Genomic DNA, 25,885 nt, shown 5'->3' on the forward strand with positions numbered 1-25,885 from the left:
GAATGTGAAAAAAAAACTAAGTATTGGTATTGCATTTATTATCGTGATATCGTTTTTTCTTATATCTTGTAGTAAGAGTGAGGAAGTATCGGTTATTATGCAAAAAGAGCCGGAATTAATTAAGGAAGAAAAAGAAGGAAGTGATCTTTTAGCCTGGATGGTGTATTGGGATGCAGAAAATGGAAAAAATGAACTGCTCAATTCTAAGGGAATTAACAAAGTTTGTTATTTTGCAGCATATTTTAATGAATCAAATCAATTGATACTTCCAGACGAAATTGACGAATTGAAAAAAAAAATCAACCTGGATAAAAATCAAAATGAATTAATAGAATACCTGACGATTGTTAATGATAAAGTCTTGTCAAATGGGAAATCGTCATTGAAAGATCAGAATCTTTTAGAAGAACTGCTAAAAAATGAAACAACGAGAAATCAGCATATAGATGATATTATAAGCCTGGCTAAAGCAAATGGATATGAAGGTTTAGAAATTGATTACGAAAGAATTAGAAAGAATTATGACTTATGGGCACTTTTCATTGACTTTATAATAGAATTGAATGCACGATGTGAAAATGAAGGTTTAAAATTGAGGATAGTATTAGAACCAACTACTCCGTTTGATAAAGCTGAATTTCCCGAAGGCCCTGAATATGTAATGATGTGCTACAACTTACATGGGACTCACAATGACCCTGGACCTAAAGCAGATTTTGAATTTATCGAAAACCTGATTAAAGACATGAAAACTATCCAAGGTGATAAGAATTTTGCTTTGGCAACAGGCGGCTTTGACTGGAGTTCAGATGGGAAAGTTACAGCATTGACTGAAGAGCAAGCATTTAGCTTACTTAATGAATCCGGATCAAATGTCCAAAGAGATGCTGGTAGTGGTAGTTTGAATTATAAATATTCAGATAAAAGTGATATCCTGCATGAAGTATGGTTTGCAGATGATATAACGCTAAATGGCTGGATAAAAACAATCGAGGAGAACGGAACTTTTGGAATATCAATTTGGCGACTGGGAGGAAATGTTAATATATCAACAATAGTGTAACTACTTTTTCCCACTTGACATCACCCCGACATCTTCATTATAATATAAAGGTTAAGAAGATAAAATAATTTAAGCTATCGGAGGTAGAATGAATACTTATTATAGAAATACCATGTGTGGCGAGTTAACGGCAAGTGATATCGATCAAGTTGTTGAACTGGCTGGCTGGGCAGATAATCGCCGAAATCTCGGCGGGGTACTGTTTATTGATTTAAGAGACCGGTCTGGAAAGATTCAACTGGTTGTTAACGAAGAACGACCAGAAGCCTTTGCGATTGCCGAAAAGGTCAGAAATGAATATGTCTTGTCGGTCAAAGGCAAGGTAGTCTTGCGAAGCCCGGAAAATGTCAACAAAAATATCCCGACCGGTGAAATTGAAGTCGAAATTATGGAGTTGAAAATTCTGGATTCATCAGAAACACCACCGATTTATATCGAAGACAACGATCAGACGAATGAAGCTGTGCGACTTAAATATCGTTACCTTGATCTGAGAAAACCCAAATACCAGAAAATACTAAGAACGCGACATCAGGCGGCTGCCATTGCCAGAAATTTTTTAAATGAAAAAGGTTTTCTGGAAGTCGAAACACCAATACTGGCCAAACCGACACCTGAGGGAGCCAGAGATTTTCTGGTGCCATCGCGGGTACAAAAAGGAAAATTTTTTGGTTTGCCTCAGTCACCTCAACTTTATAAACAAATTTTAATGATTTCCGGAGTTGACCGTTATTATCAAATTGCAAAATGCTTTCGTGACGAAGATTTAAGACAGGACCGTCAGCCGGAGTTTACTCAAATTGATATGGAAATGTCCTTTATTGATAAAGATGATATCATTGCGATTAACGAAGGCATGATTGCTAAAATCATGAAGGAAGTAAAAGGGGTAGAGGTCCAAACACCAATGTTGAGGATGACTTATCAGGAAGCCATGGATCAATATGGTTCAGATAAACCGGACACCCGATTTGACTTAAAACTGATTGATTTATCTGAAATCGTGGAAAACTCGGAATTTAAAGTTTTTTCCGGCGCAGTTAAAAAAGGCGGCAGTGTTCGTGCTATTAATGCAAAAGGCGCCCAGGATAAATTGAGCAAAAAGGGCATTAAAGGACTGGAAAATTTTGCAAAGATTTATAAGGCCAAAGGCCTGGCCTGGATTGATGTATCTGAAGGCGAGATGAAATCACCAATTCTGAAATTCATTTCAGACGAAGAAAAAGCAGCGATTTTTGCGAAAACCGATGCCAAACCGGGGGATTTAGTTTTCATTATTGCCGATACCAATGAAATAGTCTGTAATGCCTTAGGCCAACTAAGACTGGAACTGGCGCGTAAATTGGAATTTGATTTAAGCGATCAATATAATTTTCTCTGGGTAACTGATTTTCCGCTGCTCGAATACGATCCGGAAGCTGGCCGCTACACAGCGAAACATCATCCCTTTACCATGCCTTTAGAAGAAGACTTGCAGTATTTGGAAATAGATCTCTTGAAAGTTCGGGCAGATGCCTACGATATGGTTGTGAATGGGATTGAACTGGGCGGTGGAAGCATCCGTATTCATAATCAGGATATTCAGGAAAAAGTGTTTAAAGCCCTTGGCTTTACCCAGGAATCGGCATGGGAGCAATTTGGATTTTTGCTTGAGGCGCTTAAATATGGGACACCGCCTCATGGTGGTTTAGCTTTCGGGTTGGATCGTCTGGTGATGCTGCTTACTGACAATGATAACATCCGCGACGTCATCGCTTTTCCAAAAACTCAAAATCATGGTTGCCTGATGATGGATGCGCCAGCTAGTGCGAGTCTTGATCAACTCATTGATTTGGGTATCAGTGTGGATGAATTGTAATGAAAGAAATAGGGACCGTAAAAACGCTTCGGGGTAGCACGGCTGAAGTTGAGATTAAACGCAATTCGGCTTGTGGTGATTGCGGAGCCTGTCATGTCAGTAAAGATCAATCGGTTATGCTGACAACAGCCAAAAACCCAATCCATGCAAAAAGCGGTGAAACCGTTGAGGTTGAGATGCAATTTGCCAATGTTTTTGTGGCGGCATTTATTATGTATGGAATACCGCTACTTGCTTTTATTTTGGGGAGTGGTGGCGCGTATTATTTGGTGGGCAGTTTAAATCTTGGATGGGATCAAGTCCTGACTTCATTTTTTACTGGCATTTGTCTGACGGCTGTTGCTTATCTGGTGATTCGACAGATTGATCGACAGGGACGATTCAGCAGTAAATATCAGCCGGTGATTATTGCTGTTGTTGAAAAAGTTGACACTGTTTCCACACCCCTGGAAAAGCGGATGGGAAATTAACCTTAAGGGTATCGACGTTTTATTAACGTCGATACCCTTAATTTTTGATGTATTTTAATCGGTTTAAATGAATTAAATAAAAAAAAGCTTGATTAATCCTGCGTTTATCATTATAATATATTTACTGTCTGGGTGTAGCGCAGCTTGGTAGCGCGCTTGACTGGGGGTCAAGAGGCCGGAGGTTCAAATCCTCTCACTCAGACCATTTCTATTTAAGGTGAATATATGGGACAAATTAAAAGAAAAAATAATAGACGAGTCAATTCTTTAAAGAAAATTGTTGTTGGCATCGTTTTTTTTTTATTGTAGCAATAATTTTTATTTCGAGTTATCGAGGTAATATGAGCTTATTGCTTGAGAGAAAAGAATATACCGAATCATATAAAACAGAGATGTATTTTTTTAAAGATATTGATTACCGGATGATCGATGATTTTCAGGGATCGGATCTTTCGCTTATTGAAGGCGAAAAGGCGAATGGATACAAACCGTTGACGAATACACCCAAGGTTGTAAATACGAACTATCTGAATGAACAAATCGAAGTGATTGACACAATTATTCAAGAAGAGTATTATAACAATTGGAGCCGGATTGTTGGTGATATCGTGTCGAATTATCAGGGGATTTCGAGTATTACTAATCAGATTGGAGAAACTGAGCGGGAGAAGAAAAAGTTTTTGATTGAATCGGTCCAATACATGGGACTTGATTTATCGGCACTTCAGCAAAAGCGGCAGACTCTGGTGGGATTACTGGGTGGAGAAGCCCGGAATATCGCCCTTAATCAATTGGGACTGTTGTCAAGTGGATATGTCTACACATCGATACAACCCGTTGAAAAAGCGTTGAGCGAGAGCATGCTTCCTTATGTTAATACGACATTCCTTAAAACAGCCGGTAAAGTCGATCAGGAATCAGAAAAAGTTTTGAAGGTTGTTAATAACGACCATATCTATGTCGCCTTCTCCATGCCCAGTGATACAATAGTTATGGGAGAAGAAGAAGTCATTTCTTTTAAAACTGAATTAATGGGTACGGCTGACAGTGGAATCAATCAGGAATACTATGATTTTCTGATCAAACGAGTGGATCAGCTTTACTATTTTCCAAAACTTCGATTTGAATATGAAGAAAAAGTATACTCCGGCTATTTTGTTGATGTTGTTGAGGAAGGAAATCAGAAAATCATCGTTTTGATGCTTAAAGATTACGTCAATGATTTTGCAAAGGTCGTAATTGGTAAAACCGAGGTCTACATTCAGGACTATAGTGCCTATGAAATACCCAAAAGTGCTGTTTATAAAAAAGATGAAGAAACGATGATCAACACAGTGACTAAGGGGTATTTCAATGAGTCATTGCCAGTTGTGGTAGAAAAATATAATGGTGGTAACGCGATTCTTAAAACGGTGGATAATCCAAAGCTAAGTAGTGGTATGCGTATTAGTATTTATCCATAAGGATGGGAAAACTGTGATTTCAGAAAATATTAAACAAATACAATCAGAGATACCGGATCATGTTACCCTTGTGGCTGTTTCCAAATATCAAAGTATCGAAGATACCATGGCGGTACTGGATGCGGGTATCCATGACCTTGGTGAAAGCAGGGTTCAGGATTTCCTCAAAAAATATGAGGTTATTGGGGATCGTTCGCGATGGCATTTCATTGGTCATTTGCAAAAAAATAAGGTAAAGTATCTGATTGGAAAAACATTTTTGATCCATTCAGTTGATTCAATTGAATTAGTGAATGTAATCGAAAAGGAAAGTAAAAAGCAGGGCATTGTTACGGACGTTTTGCTCCAATTAAATTTGGCTCGGGAAGACAGTAAGTCAGGAATTCTTGCTGAAAATCTAAATGCGGTATTAGAAGTGATACCCAGTTGTCAGTTTGTCAGAGTCAAAGGACTGATGGCAATGGGACCATTAACCCAAAATAATGAAAAAATTCGTGAGATTTTTATGGAATTAAAACGAATTTATGATAGAATAAAAGAGGAATCTTGGGGTGAGGTAATTAAAATGAATTACCTATCCATGGGAATGACTGATGATTATACCATTGCAATAGAAGAAGGCTCCAATATGATACGAGTTGGACGCAAAATATTTAGTTAGTTAGGAGATATACAATGGCAGCAGAAAAATTTAAGGATAAAATTATTAAGGTTTTTGGCATGGAAGTGGATAATGAGGATGGATATGACGAAATTTATGAGGAAGATGTTTACGATGATGACACCGATGATTCGAAAAGTGCCTTCAGTGCGCCAAAGGCAAAAAAGACGATTCCTTCAAGACGAAATGAATTATCCCTTGACGATGGGCCAGAAGTTTTAGTATTAGAGCCTGAGGTTTTTAAAGATGCTCCAAGTATTTGTAATAAGATTCGCAACAATAAGACTGTGGTACTGAATTTAAAAAATACCGATTATGAAAACGGACGAAAAATATTTGATTTTTTAAGTGGGGCTTTATTTGCATTAGATGGATCGATCAATAAAATAGCCGATAATGTATTCATTTTAGCGCCTAAAGCTGTCGCTGTTTTGACCAATCCTCAGCAAGATGATTTGGATTTCAATGCCCCTATTTTAGAGTGGGATGAGGATATGGAATAGGACGTCTATGATTCAGGGGATTCTCATTCAGGCGGGTTACTTATTATTAAGATTGGTAACATTTCTAATTATTATTAACATTGTTTTTAGTTGGATAAGACCAAATCCGGATAATATTGTCGTTAAGACGATTTATGGTTTAACCGAACCTATTTTATCACCGTTGCGACGATTTGCAGTCATCGGCTCATTGGATTTGTCGGCGTTTGCAGCAATACTAATCTTGCAAATGGTGTTGTTTCCGCTTTATAAAATGTTGATTATGCTTATATTTTAAATTAAATTCATACGTAAATGTTGAAGGGATGTCTTATGACCGAAAAAAAAGATGTTTTTTTATTATCACGCATCATTGATGCCTGTGAGAAAAATTTCGAACCCCGATTCTTTGATTTTTATGATGAAGTTTTTCAAAAGAAAATTGAGGACACCATTAAAAAAAGTGGTGTCCCTTATCTATTTTTTGGAGGACATCCGGATGCTGAACGAAAAATGCTCTGTATCTATCCGGATTATGTATGCTCAGATGACCTAGAATGGCCAATTTTTGCCATTGCGTTTAATAAAACAATCCCTTTAGATCATCGTAATGTGCTCGGGGAACTCATGCATCTGGGAATAACCCGTGAGAGCATTGGTGATATCGATGTCGGCGAGGAGAAGGTGCAGATCATTGCGCATCAACGACTACGGGATTTTTTATGGATTAATTTCAATCAGGTAAAAGGTAGAGAAATAAAAAAAGAGATTAAAGATTATCAGCAGATCCAGAGCGTTGAAAAGAACTTCAAGCGGATCTCGGTGGTTGTGGCTTCGAACCGACTTGATGGGATTATTAATAAAATATGGGGGTTTTCCAGACAGAACAGTCTTGTTTTTATTAAGCAGGGTAAGGTGCGGGTGAATTATACAGAGATTAGTAAAAATGATTTTCGACTGAACCCCGGCGATGTTCTTTCACTACGCGGCAAAGGTAAGGCGAAAATAATCAGTATGGATGAGCGAACTAAAAAAGGAAATATTCGTTTAGAAGTGGATCGATACATATGATAAAAAAGGGGAGCGTGCTTTATGACTAAACAGCGAATTGAATATTGCGTACCAGAAGAGACAGAGCAGCGACTGGATCATTTTTGCTGCGCGCTGCCAGGAGATTATTCAAGAGAATATATTAAGCGATTGATCACGGCTGGAGATGTCTTGGTTAATGGAGAGAAAAAGAAAGCAAGTTATCATGTTAAATCAGGAGAAAACATCACCTTAACGATTCCAGATCCGGTCCCATGTCATATGCAAGCTCAAGACATACCACTTGACATCATCTATGAAGATGACGATGTGATCATTGTTAATAAGCCCCAGGGAATGGTCGTTCACCCTGCTCCCGGAAACAGCAGTGGAACCCTTGTTAACGGATTGCTTTTTCACACCAAGAACTTATCGAATATTAACGGGGTAATGCGACCGGGGATTATTCACCGGATTGATAAGGATACCTCTGGCTTATTGATGATCGCAAAAAATGATGTAGCACACCACAGCTTATCAGAGCAGCTTAAGGCGCATAGTATCCTCAGACGCTATTACGGTCTGGTAAAAGGAAGTGTTAAGCCCCATCGCGGTACGGTGGACATGCCCATTGGCAGACATCAACAGCTCAGAATAAAAATGGCGGTGGTGGAAAAAAACTCAAAATCAGCGATTACGCATTTTGAAGTTGTTAAGCGGTATGCCCAGTATACCCTCCTGCGTTTTCAGCTGGAAACCGGCCGGACGCATCAAATCCGAGTACACATGGAAAAAATCGGCCATCCGTTGGTAGGAGATCCATTGTACGGGAAGGGAGACAAGAACAACCCCTTTAAGACGGAAGGTCAATGTCTCCATGCTCATACTCTGGGTTTTACACATCCTCGAACGGGTGAACGTTTAGTTTTTAGAACACCGCTTCCAGAAGCGTTTAAATTGGTATTAAAGAATCTAAAATAAGCTAAACCGAATCGACAAAAACGTCCATTGATTCAATAGCTTCCTGAGTTGGAGTTACATACATGGTGTTTTGATGGGTAAAGATAACCATGCCCGGTTTGGCTTTACTGGGTTTTTTGAGGTACCTAAACTCAAGGTAATCAACGGCGACATTGCTTGAACCTTTTGACTTGCTATACCATGCCGCCAAATTGCCAGCTTCCAGTAGTGTCTTTTCAGTGATGAAGCGTCCACCAGCCACAATCAGTACATGGGAACCAGGAGCATCTTTGACATGAAGCCAACAGTCTTCGTTTTTGCCCATTTTAGTGGATATGAAATCATTCTGGTAATTGTTTTTACCAACAAAAATATGGAAGCCTTCGGATGAAATATAATGCAAGGGTTTTGAAGGAACCTGTTTTTTCTTATCTTCTTTCGAAAGCGCCTTTTTGTTAAATTCAGAATGGAGAAATTCATGGCGGATCTCATCCAGTTCGGCTAACTCAGTGGACTGGTTTAAACTGTTGACCAAGCTCTCCAAATAATAGACTTTTTCTTCAGTTTCTAAAATATAACCAACGAGATGTTTTAGTGCAATTTTGCTTTTGTTGTACTTTTTATAGTAGTGTTGGGCGTTTTGAGCCGGGGTACGATTGACTTTTAACGGGATATCGAGGGTTTGACAGTCGGGATCGTAGTAGTTAATCAGAGTCGCAATTTCCTGACCTTTTTGGATGGCATAAATATTGGCGGTGATTAAATCGCCGTAAAGTTTAAATTTTTCGCTTTTGTGGGAGGCCTCCACATCCTGTTGGAGGTTGGCCAGCTTTTTAATATTTTTTTTGACCAGAAGATCAAGCTGCTGACTAAGATTGGCCGCCCGAGTTTTGAAGCGTAGCGCTTTATCCCGTTTAAAGTAATAGGCTTCAAGCATTTTTGAAATAGACGGATATGTCTCACTGCGATGATCGGCCCGTAAATAGTGGAGGTCAACGGTCGAAAAATCGACCATTTTCCGCCCCAGATAGAGAATCACAGGGACAGCGTGTTGTTCTATTTCGTTAACAACCTGAGCAAATCCTGCATATAAAAATTGCGTTTGCTTTTTGGTGAGATCGGATCCATTAGAATGGGGGTCGACACCGCTGCGGAAGGCAATCTCTTTAGCGATGTTGGGACTGATACCGAGAAACGCCTGAATAAAAAATTTTTCTACTGACAAGTTGCGATGATTGGTTAAGAGTTCATAAAAATGTTTCTCGTCAATTCCAGTAAATCCATGGCGATTATTCTCCGGAGGATAAACGTAATCTCGTCCCGGCAGAATTTGACGGTAACGACTGGAAGTCGAACCTACTTTTTTCATCGAATCGAGAATTTTCATGGATTCATCAACCAGGATAATATTGCTGTTTCGACCCATTATTTCAACCAGTAATTTTCGGACAACCGTTTCATTGAAATCATTTTTGGATGAAATAGATAATTCCATGACGCGATCAGTTTCATGCTGGGTAATCGCAACAATAGTACCATTGAGAATATATTTCCTCAATACCATGCAAAAACTTGGCGGCGCACTGGGGTTTTCTTTCATTTTTTCTGTCAAATAGGCGCGGGGATTGCCGGTGTTGGCAGAAAGTAAGAGATGGTGTTTTTGATTTCCATGGTTAACTAAAAGCCGGATTTCATCGAGCTCCGGTTGATAAATTTTTCGTATTCGACCTCCAATTAAGAGGGGTTTAAATTCTTCGATTAAGTGATACAGGGTTACGCCATCATAAGCCATATAAAAATGCTCCTTTCAAGTAGTCAGATCGTGATAGGATGATTTTATCATGTTATTCACCGATATAAAAGGGTTTTTAAAATCAAGAAATAAGAATTGATTAAGTAAAGTGTAACCAAAATCTATTTAGTGTTTAATGAGTAGGGAATCGTTGACATTTTTATAAGGATTAGATATAGTGTATTGATTAAACAACTATGATAAAAATTGTGCCATAGTGTTTAATAATCTTTTGTTTAAATAATGCATAAATTACAAGAAAAGCAGTGGCCAGGATATGAGTTTGATTTTTAAATATGCTGAAATTTACTAGGTGTATGGAAATGGAGAAACATCATGAAAAGTATGACAGGCTTCGGGCGAAAAGATTATCGTGATGAGGAATTTGATTGTTCAATAGAAATAAAAACAATTAATCATCGATTCAGAGATTTTTTTGTTAAAATTCCCAAAACCCTTAATCCAATCGAAGAAAAAATCCGAAATACAGTTTCGCAAAGTATTGCCAGAGGACGAATCGAGATATTTATAAAATATTCGGAATTCGGGATCAAGAATCGTCGAATTGTCTTTAATCGTGATCTTGCTAAAAATTACATTTCAGTATTAAATGAAATTCGTCGACTTGATTCAATGATAGGGGATGACCTGAGTTTATCCTTAATTTCTAAATTTCCAGATGTCATTATAATTGAAGAAGATATCGATGACTATGAGAGCATCTGGCTAAAAATTCAGCCGATTTTAATAAAGGCCCTTGAAGAAGTTGATGCCAGTCGTGAACGTGAAGGAAGTGCCTTAAAAGCTGATGTTGTCAGTCGCTGTGTTGTTATTCAAAATTATGTTAAACAGATCAGAGAGAAAAGCCCGGAAATGCTGGAACGCTACAGAGGTGAATTGCGGGAAAAAATATCTTCCTACGTCGAGTCGGTTGAAATAGACGAAAAACGTTTATTAACTGAGGTCGCTGTGATGACCGACAAGTTAAACATCGACGAAGAATTAACCCGTCTGCAAAGCCATTTGGATCGGTTGGAAGGTATGGTCGAAGAAACTGAACCGGTTGGCAGAAAATTGGATTTTCTGATCCAGGAGGTAAACCGTGAGATCAATACCATTGGATCAAAAGCCAGCGATTTAGCGATTGCTAATAGTGTTGTTGATGTTAAAAGTGAGATCGAAAAAATTAGAGAACAAATACAAAATATTGAGTAGGGGTGTTAAATAAATCTATGAGTGATTGTCCAGTAGTAAACCAGGAATTAAAAAAAGAACATTTAACAGAATCTTTTTTCGAACGAGAAAAGGGTATTCTCATTGTAATATCAGGACCCTCCTGCGCCGGTAAGGGTAGTGTATGTAAAATTATTTGTCGAAAGAACCCAGATCTCAGGCTGTCAATTTCTGAAACCACGAGACAGCCAAGAAACAGTGAGAAGCATGGGCGAGATTATTTTTATATTTCTAAGGCCGCTTTTGAAGAAAGAATTAAGCAAGGACAGTATCTGGAATACGCAACAGTTTATGAAAACTACTATGGAACACCTAAAGATTATGTGGAAGATCTATTGGAATCTGGATTTGATGTCATTCTGGAAATTGATATCCAAGGCGCAGCTAAGGTTCGAACCAACTATAAAGAAGGTATTTACATTTTTATTGTTCCGCCATCGATGCAGGAATTGAAACGGCGAATTGAAGAGCGGGGAACGGAAAGTAAAGAACAAATGGATATGCGTTTAAATTGCGCCTATGAAGAAATGAAGAATGCCGATGATTACAGTTATATCGTCATCAACGATGATCTGGGCGATGCGGCACAACGGGTACAAAGTATCATAACGGCTGAAAAATGCCGAACTGAGAGACTAAAAAATAAAATTGAAGATATACTTGGGAGGTAACAATGCGATATCCTGCATTAAATGACTTAATTAAATTAGCGGACAATAAATATTCATTAGTATTGGCAACAGCTAAACGGGCGAGAGAAATAGTAGAAGGTGATGAGCCATTGGTGAAAATAAAAATCGATAATCCGGTTACAATCGCAACCAATGAGATTTCGGAAGAAATGATCCATTGTGTACATAAAGTTCATGAACCGGATGAGGATTTGAGTTCTTTAAAGGCCGCTGATAATCAGGACACAGCATTATTAGCAGAATAGGATTAACTGACTGTGAAAATTGCCGAAGTTTTTTTAAACCAGACCAACAAACGTATCGATCATCCCTATGACTATCGTATTCCTCAACAGCTAGAATCAGTCATTGAAGCAGGAATACGTGTTGTTGTACAGTTCGGGATCGGAAATCGGCGGGTTGAAGGTTTTATTATATCAATTAAAGAAACAACTAATTTTACCGGTAGAATCAAAGAAATTACGGAAATTATTGATAGTCAACCAATTTTAAATAAAGAACAAATAGAATTGTGTCTTTGGATGAAGACCACCTATTGTTCTTTATTTTATGAAGCCCTTTCTTATTTTACGATGTCAATACAAGTTAAAGATGAGACCTATTATTACAAAAACCTGGGCAGTTTTGACCTGAATTTGAAAGAAAATTGGTTTTTGGAGCATTATTATCCAAAAGATCAAAAGACCCTTCGACAAAAAAAAGTAAAACCGGAAGACCGAGTTATTTTGGTTGAGTTGGTTGAGAGAAAAATACTCGCTGCAAAAAAAAGATGGAGAATTCTGAGTGATCCCACTGCCGCAGAAACTGTGGGAGAAATAAGCTATCACCTAACTGATCTTGGACGCGAAGCCATTGACAGCAATAAAAGGATGGGCAAAAAGCAACTTGAACTACTAAAAAGTCTGCAAAATAATGATATGATGGCAGCAGATCTAAAAATGCTATCGGCACAATTTAAAAAAAGCCTAAACCCATTGATCTTAAAAAATTATGTGATTGAATATGAGGCTTCACCTCATCAAAACGCACACAATTCATCTCGATTTGAAAAGCAAAGACGATCAGTTGTTTTAACAGCTCATGAGCAGCTTAATTACAAGCGGTACCTGGAACTGACGAAAGCGAAATCAGGTGTTTTTTTTCATGTGTTTGATGGGACCAGCAAATATCGACTGTTTTTCAAAGCAATTGAAGACCAGCTAAAATCCGGGAAGTCGGCTGTCGTTATCTTTCCGGAAGTCAATATGACGTTTTCGCGAATGGAAATGTTTTACAAGTACTTTGGTGACCTAGTAGGGGTTTTTCATGGGCAGCTCACCCCAAAAGAACGCACAGATCTGTATCGGCGAGTACGCGATGGGGAACTTAAAGTGGTCATTGGTGTGCGAACGGCCCTGTTCTTACCATACCAAAATCTGGGTCTGATCATTATTGATGATGACCACGACCCGTCACATATCAGTATCTCAACACCGCGGTTTCATATCGCCGATATTGCTAAAAAAGTGAGTGCGTTAATGGGTGCAACTTATCTTATCGCGGATGATACGCCACGGGTGGCGACTTGGTACCAAATCGAAAAAAATGAGATCGCCAAGATCCAAATTGGTGTCGAACAGAAGCTTCGACAGGCCATTGAAATTGTTGATATGCAAAAGGAAATGCACCAGGGAAACATGGGTATTTTAAGCCGAACCCTGGTTAAATATTTGACAACCAGCTTATTACATAAACGCATGGGTGTTTTATTTATTAATAATAAGGGTTATGCCAACAGTGTTTTATGCCGTAACTGTGGCCATGTTGAGAAATGCCCCCAATGTGGCGTCGCTTTAAAATACTTCAATCAGGATCATTCATTGCATTGTCATTACTGCGGCTACAAAAAAGCGGTTCCAATAAAGTGTCCGAAATGTAACAGCGAAAAAATTAGACACATGGGTTTTGGGCTCGATCAGTTAGAAGAGTATCTTAGTAAAGTTTTACCAGACGCGCGAATTGGAATTGTCCAGGGGGCGATGAATCGTACTGAAATAAAAAAAATGAATCGGGCGATCAGCGACGGTGAGATCGATATATTAATTGGAACCCAGGTTATCATCAAACACTTTAATTTTACCAATGTTGGTGTTGCTGCCGCTGTTTTGATTGATCGCGATCTTAATCAGGGGAACTATCAGGCGTCAGAAACAGTCTATCAGACATACAGTCGTTTTTTTGTAAAAGCCATGGATGGTACAACAAAGGGACTGATTCAAACCCATGAGCCTGAAAATGAAACAATTTATTCCATCAAGAATGAAAACTTCCAGGAGTTTTACCGGGGTGAAATACGCTATCGTCAACTGATGAAATACCCGCCAATTGTTAACATGGTTAGTTTTAGTGTTTTTCAAAAGAATGAAAAAGAAGCGGAAAACGATGCGTTTTCGTTGTACGTTGCCATAAAAAATGAATTAAAAATGTTTGGCGATGGGCATACAGTTTACAAGCCGGTGCGAGTCGGAGCAACTAAAGGTGGAAACATTACCTATCAAATTGTGCTCAAGACATTAAAGGCAGAGGTTTTTCAAAATTTAATGCCAAAAATCATTAAGCTTGGTATAATAGAAGCGTTAAAATCGAAGGTATCTGTTCATATAGATTTATAAAAGACTCAATGAATCAGGAGGATAAAATGGCAATTCGACAAATCAGAATTGATGAGGACCCAATTCTTAGAAAAAAGTCCCGGGTTATCGAAGCAATCGATGAAAAAATAAAAATATTAAATGACGATATGGTGGAAACCATGGGAGAAGCCGATGGGGTTGGTTTGGCTGCCCCCCAAGTCGGTATTTTAAAACGGCTGTTTGTTATCGATGTAGGGGATGGACCCATGACCTTTATTAATCCGACTATCATTTCTACTGAAGGTGAAGAAGAAGATGAAGAAGCTTGCCTCAGTCTTCCGGGACAGTCGGGGATAGTCAAACGACCACAATCATTAGTTGTTGAAGCAACCGATCTGGAAGGCACTGTTTTTCAACTTTTCTGTTCAGATCTGCTGGCAAGAGCAGTTTGCCACGAACTTGATCACCTCGATGGAATTTTATTTATTGATCGAGTTGAAAAATGAAAAATATTAAGGTGATATTTATGGGAACAACCGATTTCGGTGTTCCTGCGCTGGAAAGTTTGATAGCCGCCAGATATGAGGTCGTCGCAGCAATTTGTCAGCCGGATCGACCCAACAAAAGAGGTAAAAAAATTGAAATGCTTCCGTTAAAAACCAAAGCATTAGAGCTGGGAATCCCGGTTTTACAACCTGAAAACATTAAGGAACCTCAATTCATTGACCAATTAAAGCGTTTTGCCGCGGATATTTTTATCGTTGCGGCCTATGGACAGATCCTATCTAAAGAAATCTTAGCGATACCAGTCTATGGCGCCTTAAATATCCACGGCTCGTTATTGCCGGAATATCGGGGCGCCGCACCAATTCAACGGGCGATCATCGACGGAAGAGCAAAAACAGGTGTTACCATTATGCAAATGGCCGAAGGTATGGATACCGGAGATATGCTGGCAAAGGCGGAATGTCCAATTACGGAGACCACAACTTTTTTTAGCCTCTATCGTGATCTATCAGTTTTAGGCGCAGCTTTACTTATTGAAACGGTAAAAAATCTGATTGAAGGATCGCTGACGCCGGAGCCCCAAAATGATGCCTTGGCCACCTATGCCCAGAAAATACTTAAAGATACCGGTCATATCAATTGGACAAAAAGCAGTCGAGAGATACTATTTTTGATTAACGGTACGGATCCTGTGCCAGGGGCACATGCGGTTTATCGGGATCAAAAAATAAAATGCTTTCTTCCTGAGATTATCGCCTGGGAAGGGCTAGAAAAACCGGGAACCATTGTTATCGCCAGTGATCGCAGCGGACTAGCGGTGAAAACCCGGGATGGCGCTTTAAAGATTGGTTCCGTGCAAGCACCAGGTAAAAAGCGGATGGAAACCACTGTTTTTTTACGCGGGAAAAAAATGGAGACTGGAACAGTTTTAAACTAGTCTAAGCAGTTCTTTAGGAAACGATGCTAAGATTTTAAAAAATAAAGGAGGATATGCAATGTTTTTTTTAGAGTATTATTGGACGATGCTGATACTTGTTCCGGGAATCATTTTTGCGGCCTATGCTCAGCACCAGGTAAGCAGCGCTTACAAAACCTATAGCAGGGTGCCAACTAAAAATGGGATGACTGGGGCAGACGCAGCCCGTCTACTGTTAAACGCTAATGGATTAAATAGCATCAATATTGAAAACGTGGCAGGAAATTTAACCGATCACTACGACCCAAGGCATAAAATCATGCGCTTGTCTTCCGGAGTAGGACAACAGGCAAGCGTCGCAGCAGTCGGGATTGCCGCTCACGAAACGGGTCATGCAATTCAAGACAAGGAAGGCTATTGGCCGTTGCGGTTTAGAGGTTTTATTGTGCCCATCACTGGTTTTGCCTCAAATTTAGCCTGGCCACTTTTTTTTATCGGGCTTTTATTTGGACAAACCTCTGGTTGGGGAGTGACGTTTATGAATCTGGGAATCATTCTCTTTTCATTTAGTCTCTTTTTCACAATCGTTACCTTACCGGTGGAATTTAATGCCAGCAAGCGTGCCATTACTGCACTCGTTGACAATAATCTCTTGCAGCCGGGAGAAGAAGTTGGTGTTAAAAAGGTTTTAAGAGCAGCGGCGCTCACTTATGTTGCGGCTGCGCTAATGGCTTTGTTAACATTGATTCGGTTACTCGTATTAAGAGGTTCAAGAGATTGAAAAATATTCGAAAAATTGCCTTAGAAACACTACTGAAAATTGACTATGATGGAGCCTACTCCAATCTGGAAATCAAAAGAACCTTGCAATGCCTTGTCATTAAAGACGAAGACCGTCGCCTTTACTTAAATATTGTTTATGGCTGTCTTCAAAATCAGATTTATTTGGATTATCTAATCAAACAGCAAAGTAGTCGACCCGTAAATAAGTTGCACAAAGAGGTTAGTGAGATATTAAGAATAGCCATCTATCAACTCTATTTTTTGGATAAGATTCCCAATTATGCGATTGTCAATGAATCAGTCAATTTGGCCGCAGAGCTTCAGCCGCAGGCTAAAGGATTCATTAATGGTGTACTGCGAAACATTATGCGAAAAATTGAAAGTGATGGAAAAGAATTTAAATTTGAGAACTGGGGAAATGAAAAGGAAGCATTGTCAATACGCTATTCGGTGCCACTGTGGATTGTCCATAAGTATTATGAAGTTTTTGGTGTGGAAAAAGCCGAGGCAATCATTCCCCTGTTAAATGAAAAACCGCCATTTACGGTGCGCTGTAACACTTTGAAAACATCACAAGATCAATTGATTAAAGACTTTCAGGGTGCCGGGGTCGATGTAATACCCGGAACCTTGTCGCCCAATGCCATCCACCTGACTAACCTGGGGATTTTTGAGAGTAACATTGAAAATTTTCATTTATACCGAGATGGCCATTTTCTAATTCAGGATCAGGCCGCGATGCTGACGGTCGAGCGGTTAAATCCCAAACCGGGGGATCGGGTTTTGGACATGTGTGCGGCACCGGGCGGGAAAACAACCTATCTGAGTCAGATGATAAAAAATCAGGGACAGATCATTGGTCGGGATGTATACGCCAGTCGTCTGGAGCTTATCAAACAAAGCATGCAGCGGCTGGGTTGTACAAATATCAGTCTTGAAGATCAGGATGGCTGTGATTTTTCGCAAGCCGATGAAGCCTCATTTGATAAAATTCTATTGGACGCTCCCTGTACAGGTCTTGGGGTAATCAGACGAAAACCGGAGATAAAATATCATAGTACCAAAGAAGGCCGCAAAGCATTGGTAAAGATGCAGGCGATCTTACTTGAAAATGCCGTCCGCTATCTAAAACCCGGTGGTGAGCTGCTTTATTCAACCTGCACCGTTAACAAAGATGAAAATGAAAATCAAATAAAAAAGCTTTTGGTTAAATTTCCCCGACTGCAGATCATTCCCGATAACAAAGGCAATGACTATACCTATACCAGCCCTCTAATCGATGGCTGCGACAGTTTTTTTATGTGTTTATTAAAAAAATAGCAAGGCTGGTTTTGTAACGGGCGGGCTTTGATAAACAATAACCAGAGAAAAAGAATTTTGAAAAAATTGAATTTGTTCAATTGTTTTGATATAATAATACAATCTATGTAAAGCATCCCGTTTAGTGTAATGCTTCTCTGATAGTATAGGAGTAAAACATGAAGGAAAATATTTTTGGCAAAGACATCAGTGAGTGTGAAGGACTCATGATCGGCCTTGGTGAAGCCAGGTATCGTGGGCAACAATTGTATCAATGGCTCTATGAGAAAAAATGTGAAAACTTTAGTGAGATGACCAATTTTTCCTGCGGTTTAAGAGAAAAGTTATCAAAAAAATATGAATTATTTCATGGTAGCATTCAAACCAAGCAGGAAGATCATCATGATGGTACAAAAAAATATTTAATTGAGCAAAAAGATGGTCAATACATTGAAGCTGTGTTAATGCACTATGAACATGGCGCTTCGTTATGTGTGTCAACACAGGTTGGATGTAACATGGGGTGTAAATTCTGTGCCTCCACAAGGGGCGGTAAAATCAGAGATTTAAGCGCCGGAGAAATATTGGATCAGATTTATTTAGTAGAAAAAGAAGAAAATATGCGAATTTCTAATGTTGTCATCATGGGGATTGGCGAACCGCTTGATAATTATGATGAAGTGATCAAGTTTATTCGTATTGCCAATACGGGCTTTGGAATCGGTCAACGTAAGATCAGTCTTTCCACCTGTGGAATTATTCCGGGGATCGAAGCTTTAGCGGATGAAAATTTGCAGATTAATCTTGCCATATCGCTGCATTCTGTTTTTTCAGAGCAACGAAAAGTGTTGATGCCAATCGCAAGTCGCTATGAGTTTGAGCCATTGATGGCGGCCTGTAAATCATATTTCAAAAAAACCGGAAGACGCATTACCTATGAGTATGCCCTAGTCGACGGTTATAATGATCGTGATGAAGATATCGTGGGATTGATCAAACTGTTAAAAGGAAGTCAAAACCATTTGAATCTGATTGGTTTAAATGAGATCCAGGAAACGGATTATAAAGAGAGTCCCCGATTAAAATACTTCCTTGGGGAGCTGGAAAAATACGGCATTAATGTTACGTTGAGGCGAAAAATGGGAAGAGAAATTGACGCTGCATGTGGTCAGCTTCGAAAAAAAAGATATGAGGATAAGGTGAGTGTATGAAATGTGCCTATGGATCCAATGTTGGATCACTGAGAAAGGTAAATCAAGATGCCTACTTGGCAGCAACCATAAAAAATGTTGATCGTCTTTCTTATGTTTTTGCAGTGGCAGATGGACTGGGAGGGCATCGCAGCGGTGAAATAGCAAGTAAAACAGCGGTCGATTTTATTAAGAATAATTTATCGGGAATTAAAAATTATTTTGATCCCGAAGAGATGATGTCTTTTGTAAAAGCCATTAATTTAGAACTTAAAAAAAATGGTGACGATGAGCCCGCACGTTTGGGTATGGCAACAACCCTGACCATGTGTATCGTTGATGGAAATTATTTGTGTATTTGTCATGTCGGCGACAGCCGAACCTACAGTATTACAGAGGATGCAATTATCCGCCTGACGAAAGACCACTCACTTGTTCAAATCCTGGTTGATGAAGGAAAAATAACCCAAGAGGAAGCAGAAATACATCCCCAGAAAAATGTAATTACCCGGGCTCTGGGAACCGATAACTCAGTGAATGTTGATTTTTATCGTTATGAGATCAATCCGGAAGCAATCTATATGATCTGTTCGGATGGTCTTTTTAATATGGTTTGCGACCAGGATATGAAGACCGTTATTTTGGAAAATAGTCTGGAAGATGCAGCAAAAAAACTCATCGATCTGGCAAACATAAACGGAGGCAAGGACAATATCACCGTTGTCCTATTTAAGCCTCTGGAAGGGGTGCCAAATGCTAAGTAGAACCTTAGGAAAACGTTATGAGATTGTGGAATTAATTGGACGAGGTGGGATGGCCTATGTTTATAAAGCTCGGGATTTAAAACTGAATCGTTATGTGGCAGTTAAAGTGCTACGTGAAGAGTATACTGAAAATGAACAGTTTATTAAAAAATTTGATCGGGAATCTCAAGCTGTCGCCTGTCTATCTCATCCTAATATTGTCGGCGTCTATGACGTTGGCGTTCAGGATAATATTTACTACATTATCATGGAATATGTCGATGGGATTACCCTGAAACAATACTTAATGAGAAAAGGACGCCTTGATTATATTGAGGCCACCCGCTTTGTAATGGATATATCAAATGCTCTGCGGTGTGCTCATGAGAACAAAATTATTCATCGGGATATTAAACCACATAATATTCTCTTGACTCGGGATCTGGTTCCCAAGGTTGCAGACTTTGGAATCGCCCGGGCGATTACCAGTTCAACGGTCACCATGACCAATCAAACGATGGGTTCGGTTCACTATATTTCGCCGGAACAAGCCAAGGGTGGATTTGTGGATGAGCGATCGGATCTCTATTCATTGGGGATTTTATATTATGAGCTGTTAACGGGAAAGCTTCCTTTTGACGAAGAAAATACCGTCACCATTGCGATCAAACACATTCAGGAAGAGATTGTCCCACCCAAGTTGCTGGAGCCCAAAATACCAGAACGCGTTAATCAGATTGTCATCAAGCTGACTCAAAAAAAACCGGACGAGCGCTATCAGAATACCGATGAACTTATGGAAGATCTTGAAGCACTGTTAGAAAACTTAAGTGTTGGGGCAGGTGATGGCAATCATCTGAGTAATGACACCCACATCATTCGAGAAGGACTTTTTCATGTTGAGAACACTGGCAGTCATGCGACGATTAATCCGGATGATGATGAGGATGATGACGAATATTATTATGAAACACCAAAAGAAACGGCAGCTAGAAAAAAGAAGCGTAAGATGGTGCTTCTTTCAGTGTTGGCTGTTGTGGGCATTCTGGCTATAAGTGCTATGGCATATGCCTTCTTTTCAGGAAAAACTGTTGATGTCCCGAATATAACGGGGAAAACGACCACAGAAGCGAAAACCACGCTGGAGAAATTAAATCTGGTTCTGGAAATTGAAAAAGAAGTTTATAATGCAGAAGTAGAAGCGGGATTGATCATTACTCAGAATCCGGAAAGCGGCAAGGAATTGCAAAGTGGGAAAACAGTCAAGGTAACAGTCAGCAAAGGAGTCAAGACCGGAAATATCCCGACCGTTATCGGGATGAGTGAAACAGAGGCAATAAAAGCAATTGAAGCGGCTAATTTTGTGGTTGGTGAGATAAAGAGAGAGTTCAACAGCGATTATAATGCGGACATTGTTTTTCAAATGAATCCCAACGCAAATACGACGGCCAATGAAGGAACGAAGGTTACGATTTACGTAAGTAAGGGCGAAAATCTAGTCACTGTACCAAGTGTAATTGGTCAAACGGAAGCCGATGCTAAAAATACCATTACGAAGGCGGGGTTGACAGTTGGAACAATTAGCTATGAAACCAGTGGTGATTATACCAAAGGAATGGTTATGAAACAGTCTCCCACCGATGGGAATCAGGTTGCTAACGGATCAAATGTAGCGATTGTTATCAGCAGCGGGAAGAAATCGACGCAGAAATTGACCATTGATTTAAGTGAGTATATTCAAACGACTCCAGCAAAATCGGTTAAGGTTAGAGTTGTTTTAACTGCGGCAGATAATACCGAAACGGTAATTTATGAAGGAACAAATCTGTCTGACGACGTCTTTTCAGTCAATGTCGAGGGTATTGATCGCGAAACCTATGAGGTATTTATTGATGGATCCAGCGTTGGAACGGGCTATATTGATTTTTAAAGATAAATAATTGGTTGATTAAAACTGAACTGATACTACGGGTTTATATAACAATTAAGCATTCAATTCGTACATTTCCATGAAAGGTTCGACTGGAACAATGTTTCAATTGATTATACAGACCCGTATTTAATTTTCAGATGTAGCGATATCAGAAGAGAGAAAAGTTGCGCAAGGAGGATTAGATTGATATCAAACGAACAGGTAACGGGAAAAATTATTAAGGGCATTGGCGGATTCTATTATGTTAAAACAAATCACGGCCATGAGGTGTTGGAGTGTAAGGCAAGAGGTGTCTTAAGGCACCAGAAAATCATACCAACCGTTGGTGATGAAGTGATGATTCAATCCGATAACCCTGGAGAATGGATGATCGAATCGATTCTCCCGCGAAAAAACATCTTTATCAGACCCCCTGTGGCCAATGTTGATATTGGCCTGATTGTGTTTTCAATGACACATCCCAAACCGAATTTATTACTTCTTGATATGCTATTAATTAGTTCGGAGATTCAAAATGTTACACCGGTTGTCTGCTTTACTAAAAGAGATTTGACAAGTTCTGTGGACGAAACGGCGATTAAAGAAATCTACGAAAAAACGCCGTATAAACTGTTTTTTTTCAGTCACAATGATACCGGCACCATGGATGAGATTATCGGCGAAATAGGCGGTAAAACAGCTTTTATGGCCGGCCCGTCAGGAGTTGGTAAATCGACCATGGCAAATTACTTATGTGCAGACCAAACCATGGAGACCGGCACCCTGAGTCAGAAATTAAAAAGAGGGAAACATACGACCCGTCATGTGGAATTGTTAGAAACTAAAAACGGTGGTTTCTTGTTAGACACCCCTGGGTTTTCATCTTACCAGATTTCGGAAATGATCAAACCGGAAGAATTGCGGGAGTACTTTCCAGAATTCTCCCGCGGGGAATGCCGATTTAAAAGCTGTCTCCACAAAGAAGAGCCAGGCTGTGATGTAAAAGAAGCTGTTGCGGCGGGAAAAATCAGTGCCGTTCGATACGAACATTATTTAAGTTTATTGGATGAAATAAAAAAGGATCAATACTGATGAAAGCGATCATTTTTACAAATGGTGAGTATCATAATAAAGTTTTTTACGCGAATTATGTAAATAAAATCAAGGCAGATTATCTGATCTGTGCTGATGGTGGAGCGAATTACGCCAGAGAACTAAACATTTACCCTGATATTATCATTGGGGATATGGATTCGATTACGGCGGAAACAAAAGCATTTTATAAAGAAACCAGGTATGCGTCGTATCCGCCTAAAAAAGATGAAACAGATACTGAGTTGGCAATTTCTCATGCGATAGAAAAAGGGGCAAGTGAGGTTGTTATCCTTGGTGGCCTGGGTTCCCGGATGGATCATAGCCTTGCCAATATCTATTTGCTGAAGCGCTTTATGGATGTTGGAATTGAAGCTGAAATAGTTAATGAAAATAATCGCATTCGCTTAATTGGTAGAACAACAGAATTTCACTTTCCGATCGGTACGATTATTTCGTTATTGCCAATTGATGGCGATGTCGAGGAGCTGACGATTACCGGATTTGAGTATCCCATCACTGCAGGACAAATGGTCATGGACAAACCGTATGGCATCAGCAATGTGACAAATAAAAGCACTCAGCAGATCATTTTAAAAAAGGGAACGCTGTTGATGGTTATTCCGAAAGATTAAAAAAGTGAGAAGAATGTACAAACAGTAAGATGTTAAGCAGCGTGGAAATTAGATCGCTGTCAAACAGCTGCCAGACGAGCAGTGTGCTCGTTTGGCATTTTGCTTTGACACAAGAAAAAAGAGTCTCATTAAAGACTCTTCAACTATTGTTCCGAAGATAAAAGAGCCTAAGCTCTTTCGACTTTACCGGATCTCAAACAACGTGTACAAACACTAATTCGTTGTGGTGTACCTTCAATTACAACTTTAATTCTTTGCAAATTGGGTTTCCAAACTCGTTTATTGTGTTTATTTGAATGACTAACCTGGTTGCCACTAACAACGGTTTTTTTACATACAAAACATTCTTTAGCCATGACATAACCTCCCTTACGCTTACCTTTTATAAAACAAGGTGTATTATATCATGAAAATAAAAAATAAAGCAACAGAAATTTTGACTTAAGTGGAATTATTATGTAAAATAGATAAATAACAAAAGAAGGAGCAATTTTATGAAAGTAAATAGTGAATTAGGATATATTGATATTACCCGAAAAGCAATTGCAGATATTGCCGGAAACGCTGCGATGGAGTGCTATGGTCTGGTCGGAATGGCACATAAACGGGGAAAAGACGGCTTGATTGAAATTCTTTCAGGTGATCAGGCCAATAAAGGTGTCGGTGTAATCATCGAAGATGATCGATTAGTGATTGATTTGTATGTCATTGTCGAGTATGCGATTAAAATTTCAGTTGTCGCTGAAAATATCATATCCAATGTAAAATATCGAGTTGAAAAAGAAACATCACTAAAAGTAAAACGTATTTCTGTAAATGTAGTCAGCGTGCGTGTGTAGATGGAGGACAGAATGAAAACCCAGACAATTGACGGTGAAATGCTCATAAAAATGTTTCGTTATGGGGCTAAAAATTTAGAAATCAATAAACGAATAGTGGATGAACTCAATGTTTTTCCGGTGCCGGATGGTGATACTGGAACAAATATGTCGCTTACCTTTAGTCATTCGGTTTCTGAATTTGATAAAATAGAAAAATTGAATGTCTATAGTGTGGCCAAATCAGCCTCGTCAGGGGCCTTGATTGGTGCACGAGGAAATTCGGGGGTCATTCTTTCACAATTGTTAAGAGGCTTTGCAGAAGGCTGCAAAGCCCGGGAAGACCTGGATATCCCATCACTGGCTGGTGCTTTAAAACTGGCGTCAGATGTCGCTTATAAGGCCGTCATGAAACCCACCGAAGGCACAATTCTTACCGTTGCTCGGGAAATGGGCGAGTTTGCCATGGCGAAATACTCAACTTACGACAACCTGGAAAACTTTATGACGGATGTCATTGCTCACGGTAAGGTCACCCTTAAAAAAACTCCGGATTTACTTCCGGTGTTAAAAGAAGCGGGTGTAGTTGATGCAGGGGGACAGGGCCTTATTTGTATTGTCGAAGGAGCATTAAAAGCCCTGTTAAACGAAGAATTGGGTGTGGAGCTGGAGATTAAGCCAAGTAATCTGGACAAGTTTGTCGATGACTCGCATATGAAACCAGAAGATATTACCTTTGGCTATTGTACTGAGTTTATTATTAAAGAAGCTGAAGAAGTGGATGAAGGAGAATTAAGAACGTATTTAAATACGCTTGGAGACAGCGTCGTCGTCGTCAAGGATGATGCGATCGTTAAGGTCCATCTGCATACCGACAATCCAGGCCTGGCATTGGAGCGGGCTGGAAGTCTCGGGGGCTTAATCCGAATTAAAATTGACAACATGCGGGAACAATTTGCGGCCAAGGGAAAAAAAGCAGATGACACCTTAATACCCTATGGGTTTATTGCTGTTTCACCTGGAGAGGGACTAACCAAGCTCTTTAAAGACCTTGGGGTAACTCGGGTTATTGCCGGCGGTCAGACGATGAACCCCAGCACCCAGGATTTTTTGAACGAAGTGGATAAACTGAATGCCCAAACCATTTTTATTTTTCCCAACAACAGCAATATTATTATGGCCGCCAAGCAAGCCAGCGAAATATCGGATAAGCAGGTTCACGTCATCACATCAAAAAATATTCCCCAATGTATCGCTGCGATGTTGGCGTTTTCTCCTGAAACAGCCGCCGCAGCGAATGCTTCGGCCATGTCAGAAGCGATTAAACAAGTCGCTACTGGGGAAGTAACCTATGCCGTCAGAGATACAAAAATCAATGGCTTAAAAATCAAGAAATCCAATGTTATCGGGATTAGCGGGGGCGAAATAAAGTTCACCGGGAAAAATATTGAGGACGTTACCAAAGAACTGCTCAGTGATATGGTAAACGCGGATAGCGAGCTGATCTCGATTTATTACGGAAAAGATGTTTCCGAAGACGACGCGAATGCACTGGCTGAGGAACTGGCCGATCGTTTTGAAGAATGCGATGTAGAAATGCATTACGGTGGACAACCCCTGTATTATTATATCGTGTCAGTGGAGTAGTCTTAAATCGGGCCAGTACAAGATAAAT

26 protein-coding genes and 1 tRNA gene are annotated in these 25,885 nt (G+C 39.6%); 25 read left to right on the top strand and 2 right to left on the bottom strand.

Annotated features, from left to right (window positions below; genetic code table 11):
- Positions 1-4: 4 nt before the first annotated feature.
- The 10 genes from U2P91_RS02370 (at position 5) to U2P91_RS02410 (ending at position 8,007) form a co-directional block, all read left to right on the top strand.
- Entirely contained in the window at positions 5-1,063 is a 1,059-nt protein-coding gene (locus U2P91_RS02370) for a glycosyl hydrolase family 18 protein (RefSeq protein ID WP_162624370.1), read from the top strand.
- An 88-nt stretch (positions 1,064-1,151) separates the two neighbouring features.
- Positions 1,152-2,921 carry an aspartate--tRNA ligase gene (aspS, locus tag U2P91_RS02375; protein WP_111886608.1) on the top strand — a complete coding sequence of 590 codons (1,770 nt, stop codon included), beginning with the start codon at positions 1,152-1,154 and terminating at the stop codon, positions 2,919-2,921.
- Positions 2,921-3,391 carry a SoxR reducing system RseC family protein gene (locus tag U2P91_RS02380; RefSeq protein ID WP_111886609.1) on the top strand — a complete coding sequence of 157 codons (471 nt, stop codon included), beginning with the start codon at positions 2,921-2,923 and terminating at the stop codon, positions 3,389-3,391. Before aspS ends, U2P91_RS02380 begins: the two co-directional genes overlap by 1 nt.
- Positions 3,392-3,519: 128 nt before the next feature.
- Positions 3,520-3,596, top strand: a tRNA-Pro gene (locus U2P91_RS02385).
- A 136-nt stretch (positions 3,597-3,732) separates the two neighbouring features.
- The gene (locus U2P91_RS02390; protein WP_111886610.1) at positions 3,733-4,854 is read left to right on the top strand and encodes a hypothetical protein; all 1,122 of its coding nucleotides are present in this window, start codon (positions 3,733-3,735) and stop codon (positions 4,852-4,854) included.
- Positions 4,855-4,867: 13 nt separating this feature from the next.
- On the top strand, positions 4,868-5,515 hold the full coding sequence (locus U2P91_RS02395) for a YggS family pyridoxal phosphate-dependent enzyme (RefSeq protein ID WP_111886611.1): 648 nt from the start codon (positions 4,868-4,870) through the stop codon (positions 5,513-5,515).
- A 14-nt stretch (positions 5,516-5,529) separates the two neighbouring features.
- Positions 5,530-6,018 (top strand): cell division protein SepF, encoded by a 489-nt coding sequence (locus U2P91_RS02400; protein WP_111886612.1) that lies wholly within the window; start codon positions 5,530-5,532, stop codon positions 6,016-6,018.
- A 7-nt stretch (positions 6,019-6,025) separates the two neighbouring features.
- Positions 6,026-6,295, top strand: coding sequence for a YggT family protein (locus U2P91_RS17940; RefSeq protein WP_162624371.1), 270 nt, complete (start codon positions 6,026-6,028; stop codon positions 6,293-6,295).
- A gap of 35 nt (positions 6,296-6,330) precedes the next feature.
- Entirely contained in the window at positions 6,331-7,068 is a 738-nt protein-coding gene (locus U2P91_RS02405; protein ID WP_111886614.1) for an RNA-binding protein, read from the top strand.
- Positions 7,069-7,089: 21 nt separating this feature from the next.
- Positions 7,090-8,007, top strand: a complete 918-nt coding sequence (locus U2P91_RS02410; protein ID WP_111886615.1) for an RluA family pseudouridine synthase — start codon at positions 7,090-7,092, stop codon at positions 8,005-8,007.
- 1 nt (position 8,008) lies between these two features.
- Here the strand turns inward: U2P91_RS02410 and U2P91_RS02415 are convergent, their stop codons facing one another.
- On the bottom strand, positions 8,009-9,778 hold the full coding sequence (locus U2P91_RS02415; protein ID WP_111886616.1) for an Rqc2 family fibronectin-binding protein: 1,770 nt from the start codon (positions 9,776-9,778) through the stop codon (positions 8,009-8,011).
- A 336-nt stretch (positions 9,779-10,114) separates the two neighbouring features.
- On the opposite strand from U2P91_RS02415, the gene U2P91_RS02420 reads away from it, so the two are divergent.
- The 13 genes from U2P91_RS02420 to U2P91_RS02480 all read left to right on the top strand — a co-directional run bounded on the left by U2P91_RS02420 (position 10,115) and on the right by U2P91_RS02480 (position 23,392).
- On the top strand, positions 10,115-10,993 hold the full coding sequence (locus U2P91_RS02420; protein WP_322518985.1) for a YicC/YloC family endoribonuclease: 879 nt from the start codon (positions 10,115-10,117) through the stop codon (positions 10,991-10,993).
- 17 nt (positions 10,994-11,010) lie between these two features.
- Positions 11,011-11,682 carry a guanylate kinase gene (gmk, locus tag U2P91_RS02425; protein WP_204355449.1) on the top strand — a complete coding sequence of 224 codons (672 nt, stop codon included), beginning with the start codon at positions 11,011-11,013 and terminating at the stop codon, positions 11,680-11,682.
- A 2-nt stretch (positions 11,683-11,684) separates the two neighbouring features.
- The gene (rpoZ, locus tag U2P91_RS02430) at positions 11,685-11,948 is read left to right on the top strand and encodes a DNA-directed RNA polymerase subunit omega (protein WP_111886617.1); all 264 of its coding nucleotides are present in this window, start codon (positions 11,685-11,687) and stop codon (positions 11,946-11,948) included.
- A gap of 12 nt (positions 11,949-11,960) precedes the next feature.
- Complete coding sequence (priA, locus tag U2P91_RS02435) at positions 11,961-14,354, top strand: replication restart helicase PriA (RefSeq protein WP_111886618.1); 2,394 nt, start codon at positions 11,961-11,963, stop codon at positions 14,352-14,354.
- A 26-nt stretch (positions 14,355-14,380) separates the two neighbouring features.
- Complete coding sequence (gene def, locus U2P91_RS02440) at positions 14,381-14,821, top strand: peptide deformylase (protein WP_111886619.1); 441 nt, start codon at positions 14,381-14,383, stop codon at positions 14,819-14,821.
- Positions 14,818-15,759, top strand: a complete 942-nt coding sequence (fmt, locus tag U2P91_RS02445) for a methionyl-tRNA formyltransferase (protein ID WP_322518986.1) — start codon at positions 14,818-14,820, stop codon at positions 15,757-15,759. Before def ends, fmt begins: the two co-directional genes overlap by 4 nt.
- Before the next feature lie 58 nt (positions 15,760-15,817).
- On the top strand, positions 15,818-16,519 hold the full coding sequence (locus tag U2P91_RS02450; RefSeq protein WP_111886621.1) for a zinc metallopeptidase: 702 nt from the start codon (positions 15,818-15,820) through the stop codon (positions 16,517-16,519).
- A complete protein-coding gene (gene rsmB / locus U2P91_RS02455; RefSeq protein WP_111886622.1) occupies positions 16,516-17,841 on the top strand; it encodes a 16S rRNA (cytosine(967)-C(5))-methyltransferase RsmB in 1,326 nt (441 codons plus the stop codon). Before U2P91_RS02450 ends, rsmB begins: the two co-directional genes overlap by 4 nt.
- Before the next feature lie 158 nt (positions 17,842-17,999).
- Positions 18,000-19,031: a 23S rRNA (adenine(2503)-C(2))-methyltransferase RlmN gene (rlmN, locus tag U2P91_RS02460; RefSeq protein WP_111886623.1), complete on the top strand. Its 1,032-nt coding sequence runs from the start codon at positions 18,000-18,002 to the stop codon at positions 19,029-19,031.
- Complete coding sequence (locus U2P91_RS02465) at positions 19,028-19,774, top strand: Stp1/IreP family PP2C-type Ser/Thr phosphatase (RefSeq protein ID WP_111886624.1); 747 nt, start codon at positions 19,028-19,030, stop codon at positions 19,772-19,774. The genes rlmN and U2P91_RS02465 overlap by 4 nt, the downstream gene beginning before the upstream one ends.
- Positions 19,764-21,683 (top strand): Stk1 family PASTA domain-containing Ser/Thr kinase, encoded by a 1,920-nt coding sequence (pknB, locus tag U2P91_RS02470; RefSeq protein WP_111886625.1) that lies wholly within the window; start codon positions 19,764-19,766, stop codon positions 21,681-21,683. Before U2P91_RS02465 ends, pknB begins: the two co-directional genes overlap by 11 nt.
- A 186-nt stretch (positions 21,684-21,869) precedes the next feature.
- Positions 21,870-22,757, top strand: coding sequence for a ribosome small subunit-dependent GTPase A (gene rsgA, locus U2P91_RS02475; protein WP_111886626.1), 888 nt, complete (start codon positions 21,870-21,872; stop codon positions 22,755-22,757).
- On the top strand, positions 22,757-23,392 hold the full coding sequence (locus U2P91_RS02480) for a thiamine diphosphokinase (RefSeq protein ID WP_111886627.1): 636 nt from the start codon (positions 22,757-22,759) through the stop codon (positions 23,390-23,392). The genes rsgA and U2P91_RS02480 overlap by 1 nt, the downstream gene beginning before the upstream one ends.
- A gap of 167 nt (positions 23,393-23,559) precedes the next feature.
- Here the strand turns inward: U2P91_RS02480 and rpmB are convergent, their stop codons facing one another.
- On the bottom strand, positions 23,560-23,748 hold the full coding sequence (rpmB, locus tag U2P91_RS02485; RefSeq protein WP_111886628.1) for a 50S ribosomal protein L28: 189 nt from the start codon (positions 23,746-23,748) through the stop codon (positions 23,560-23,562).
- A gap of 138 nt (positions 23,749-23,886) precedes the next feature.
- Here rpmB and U2P91_RS02490 point away from each other — a divergent pair, with 138 nt between their 5' ends.
- Together U2P91_RS02490 and U2P91_RS02495 are read left to right on the top strand one after the other, a co-directional pair.
- On the top strand, positions 23,887-24,231 hold the full coding sequence (locus tag U2P91_RS02490; protein WP_111886629.1) for an Asp23/Gls24 family envelope stress response protein: 345 nt from the start codon (positions 23,887-23,889) through the stop codon (positions 24,229-24,231).
- Between the two features lie 12 nt (positions 24,232-24,243).
- The gene (locus U2P91_RS02495; protein ID WP_111886630.1) at positions 24,244-25,857 is read left to right on the top strand and encodes a DAK2 domain-containing protein; all 1,614 of its coding nucleotides are present in this window, start codon (positions 24,244-24,246) and stop codon (positions 25,855-25,857) included.
- The last annotated feature ends 28 nt before the right edge of the window (positions 25,858-25,885 follow it).

This window comes from Acetobacterium sp. K1/6, from assembly GCF_034438075.1.
Classification (GTDB): domain Bacteria; phylum Bacillota; class Clostridia; order Eubacteriales; family Eubacteriaceae; genus Acetobacterium; species Acetobacterium carbinolicum.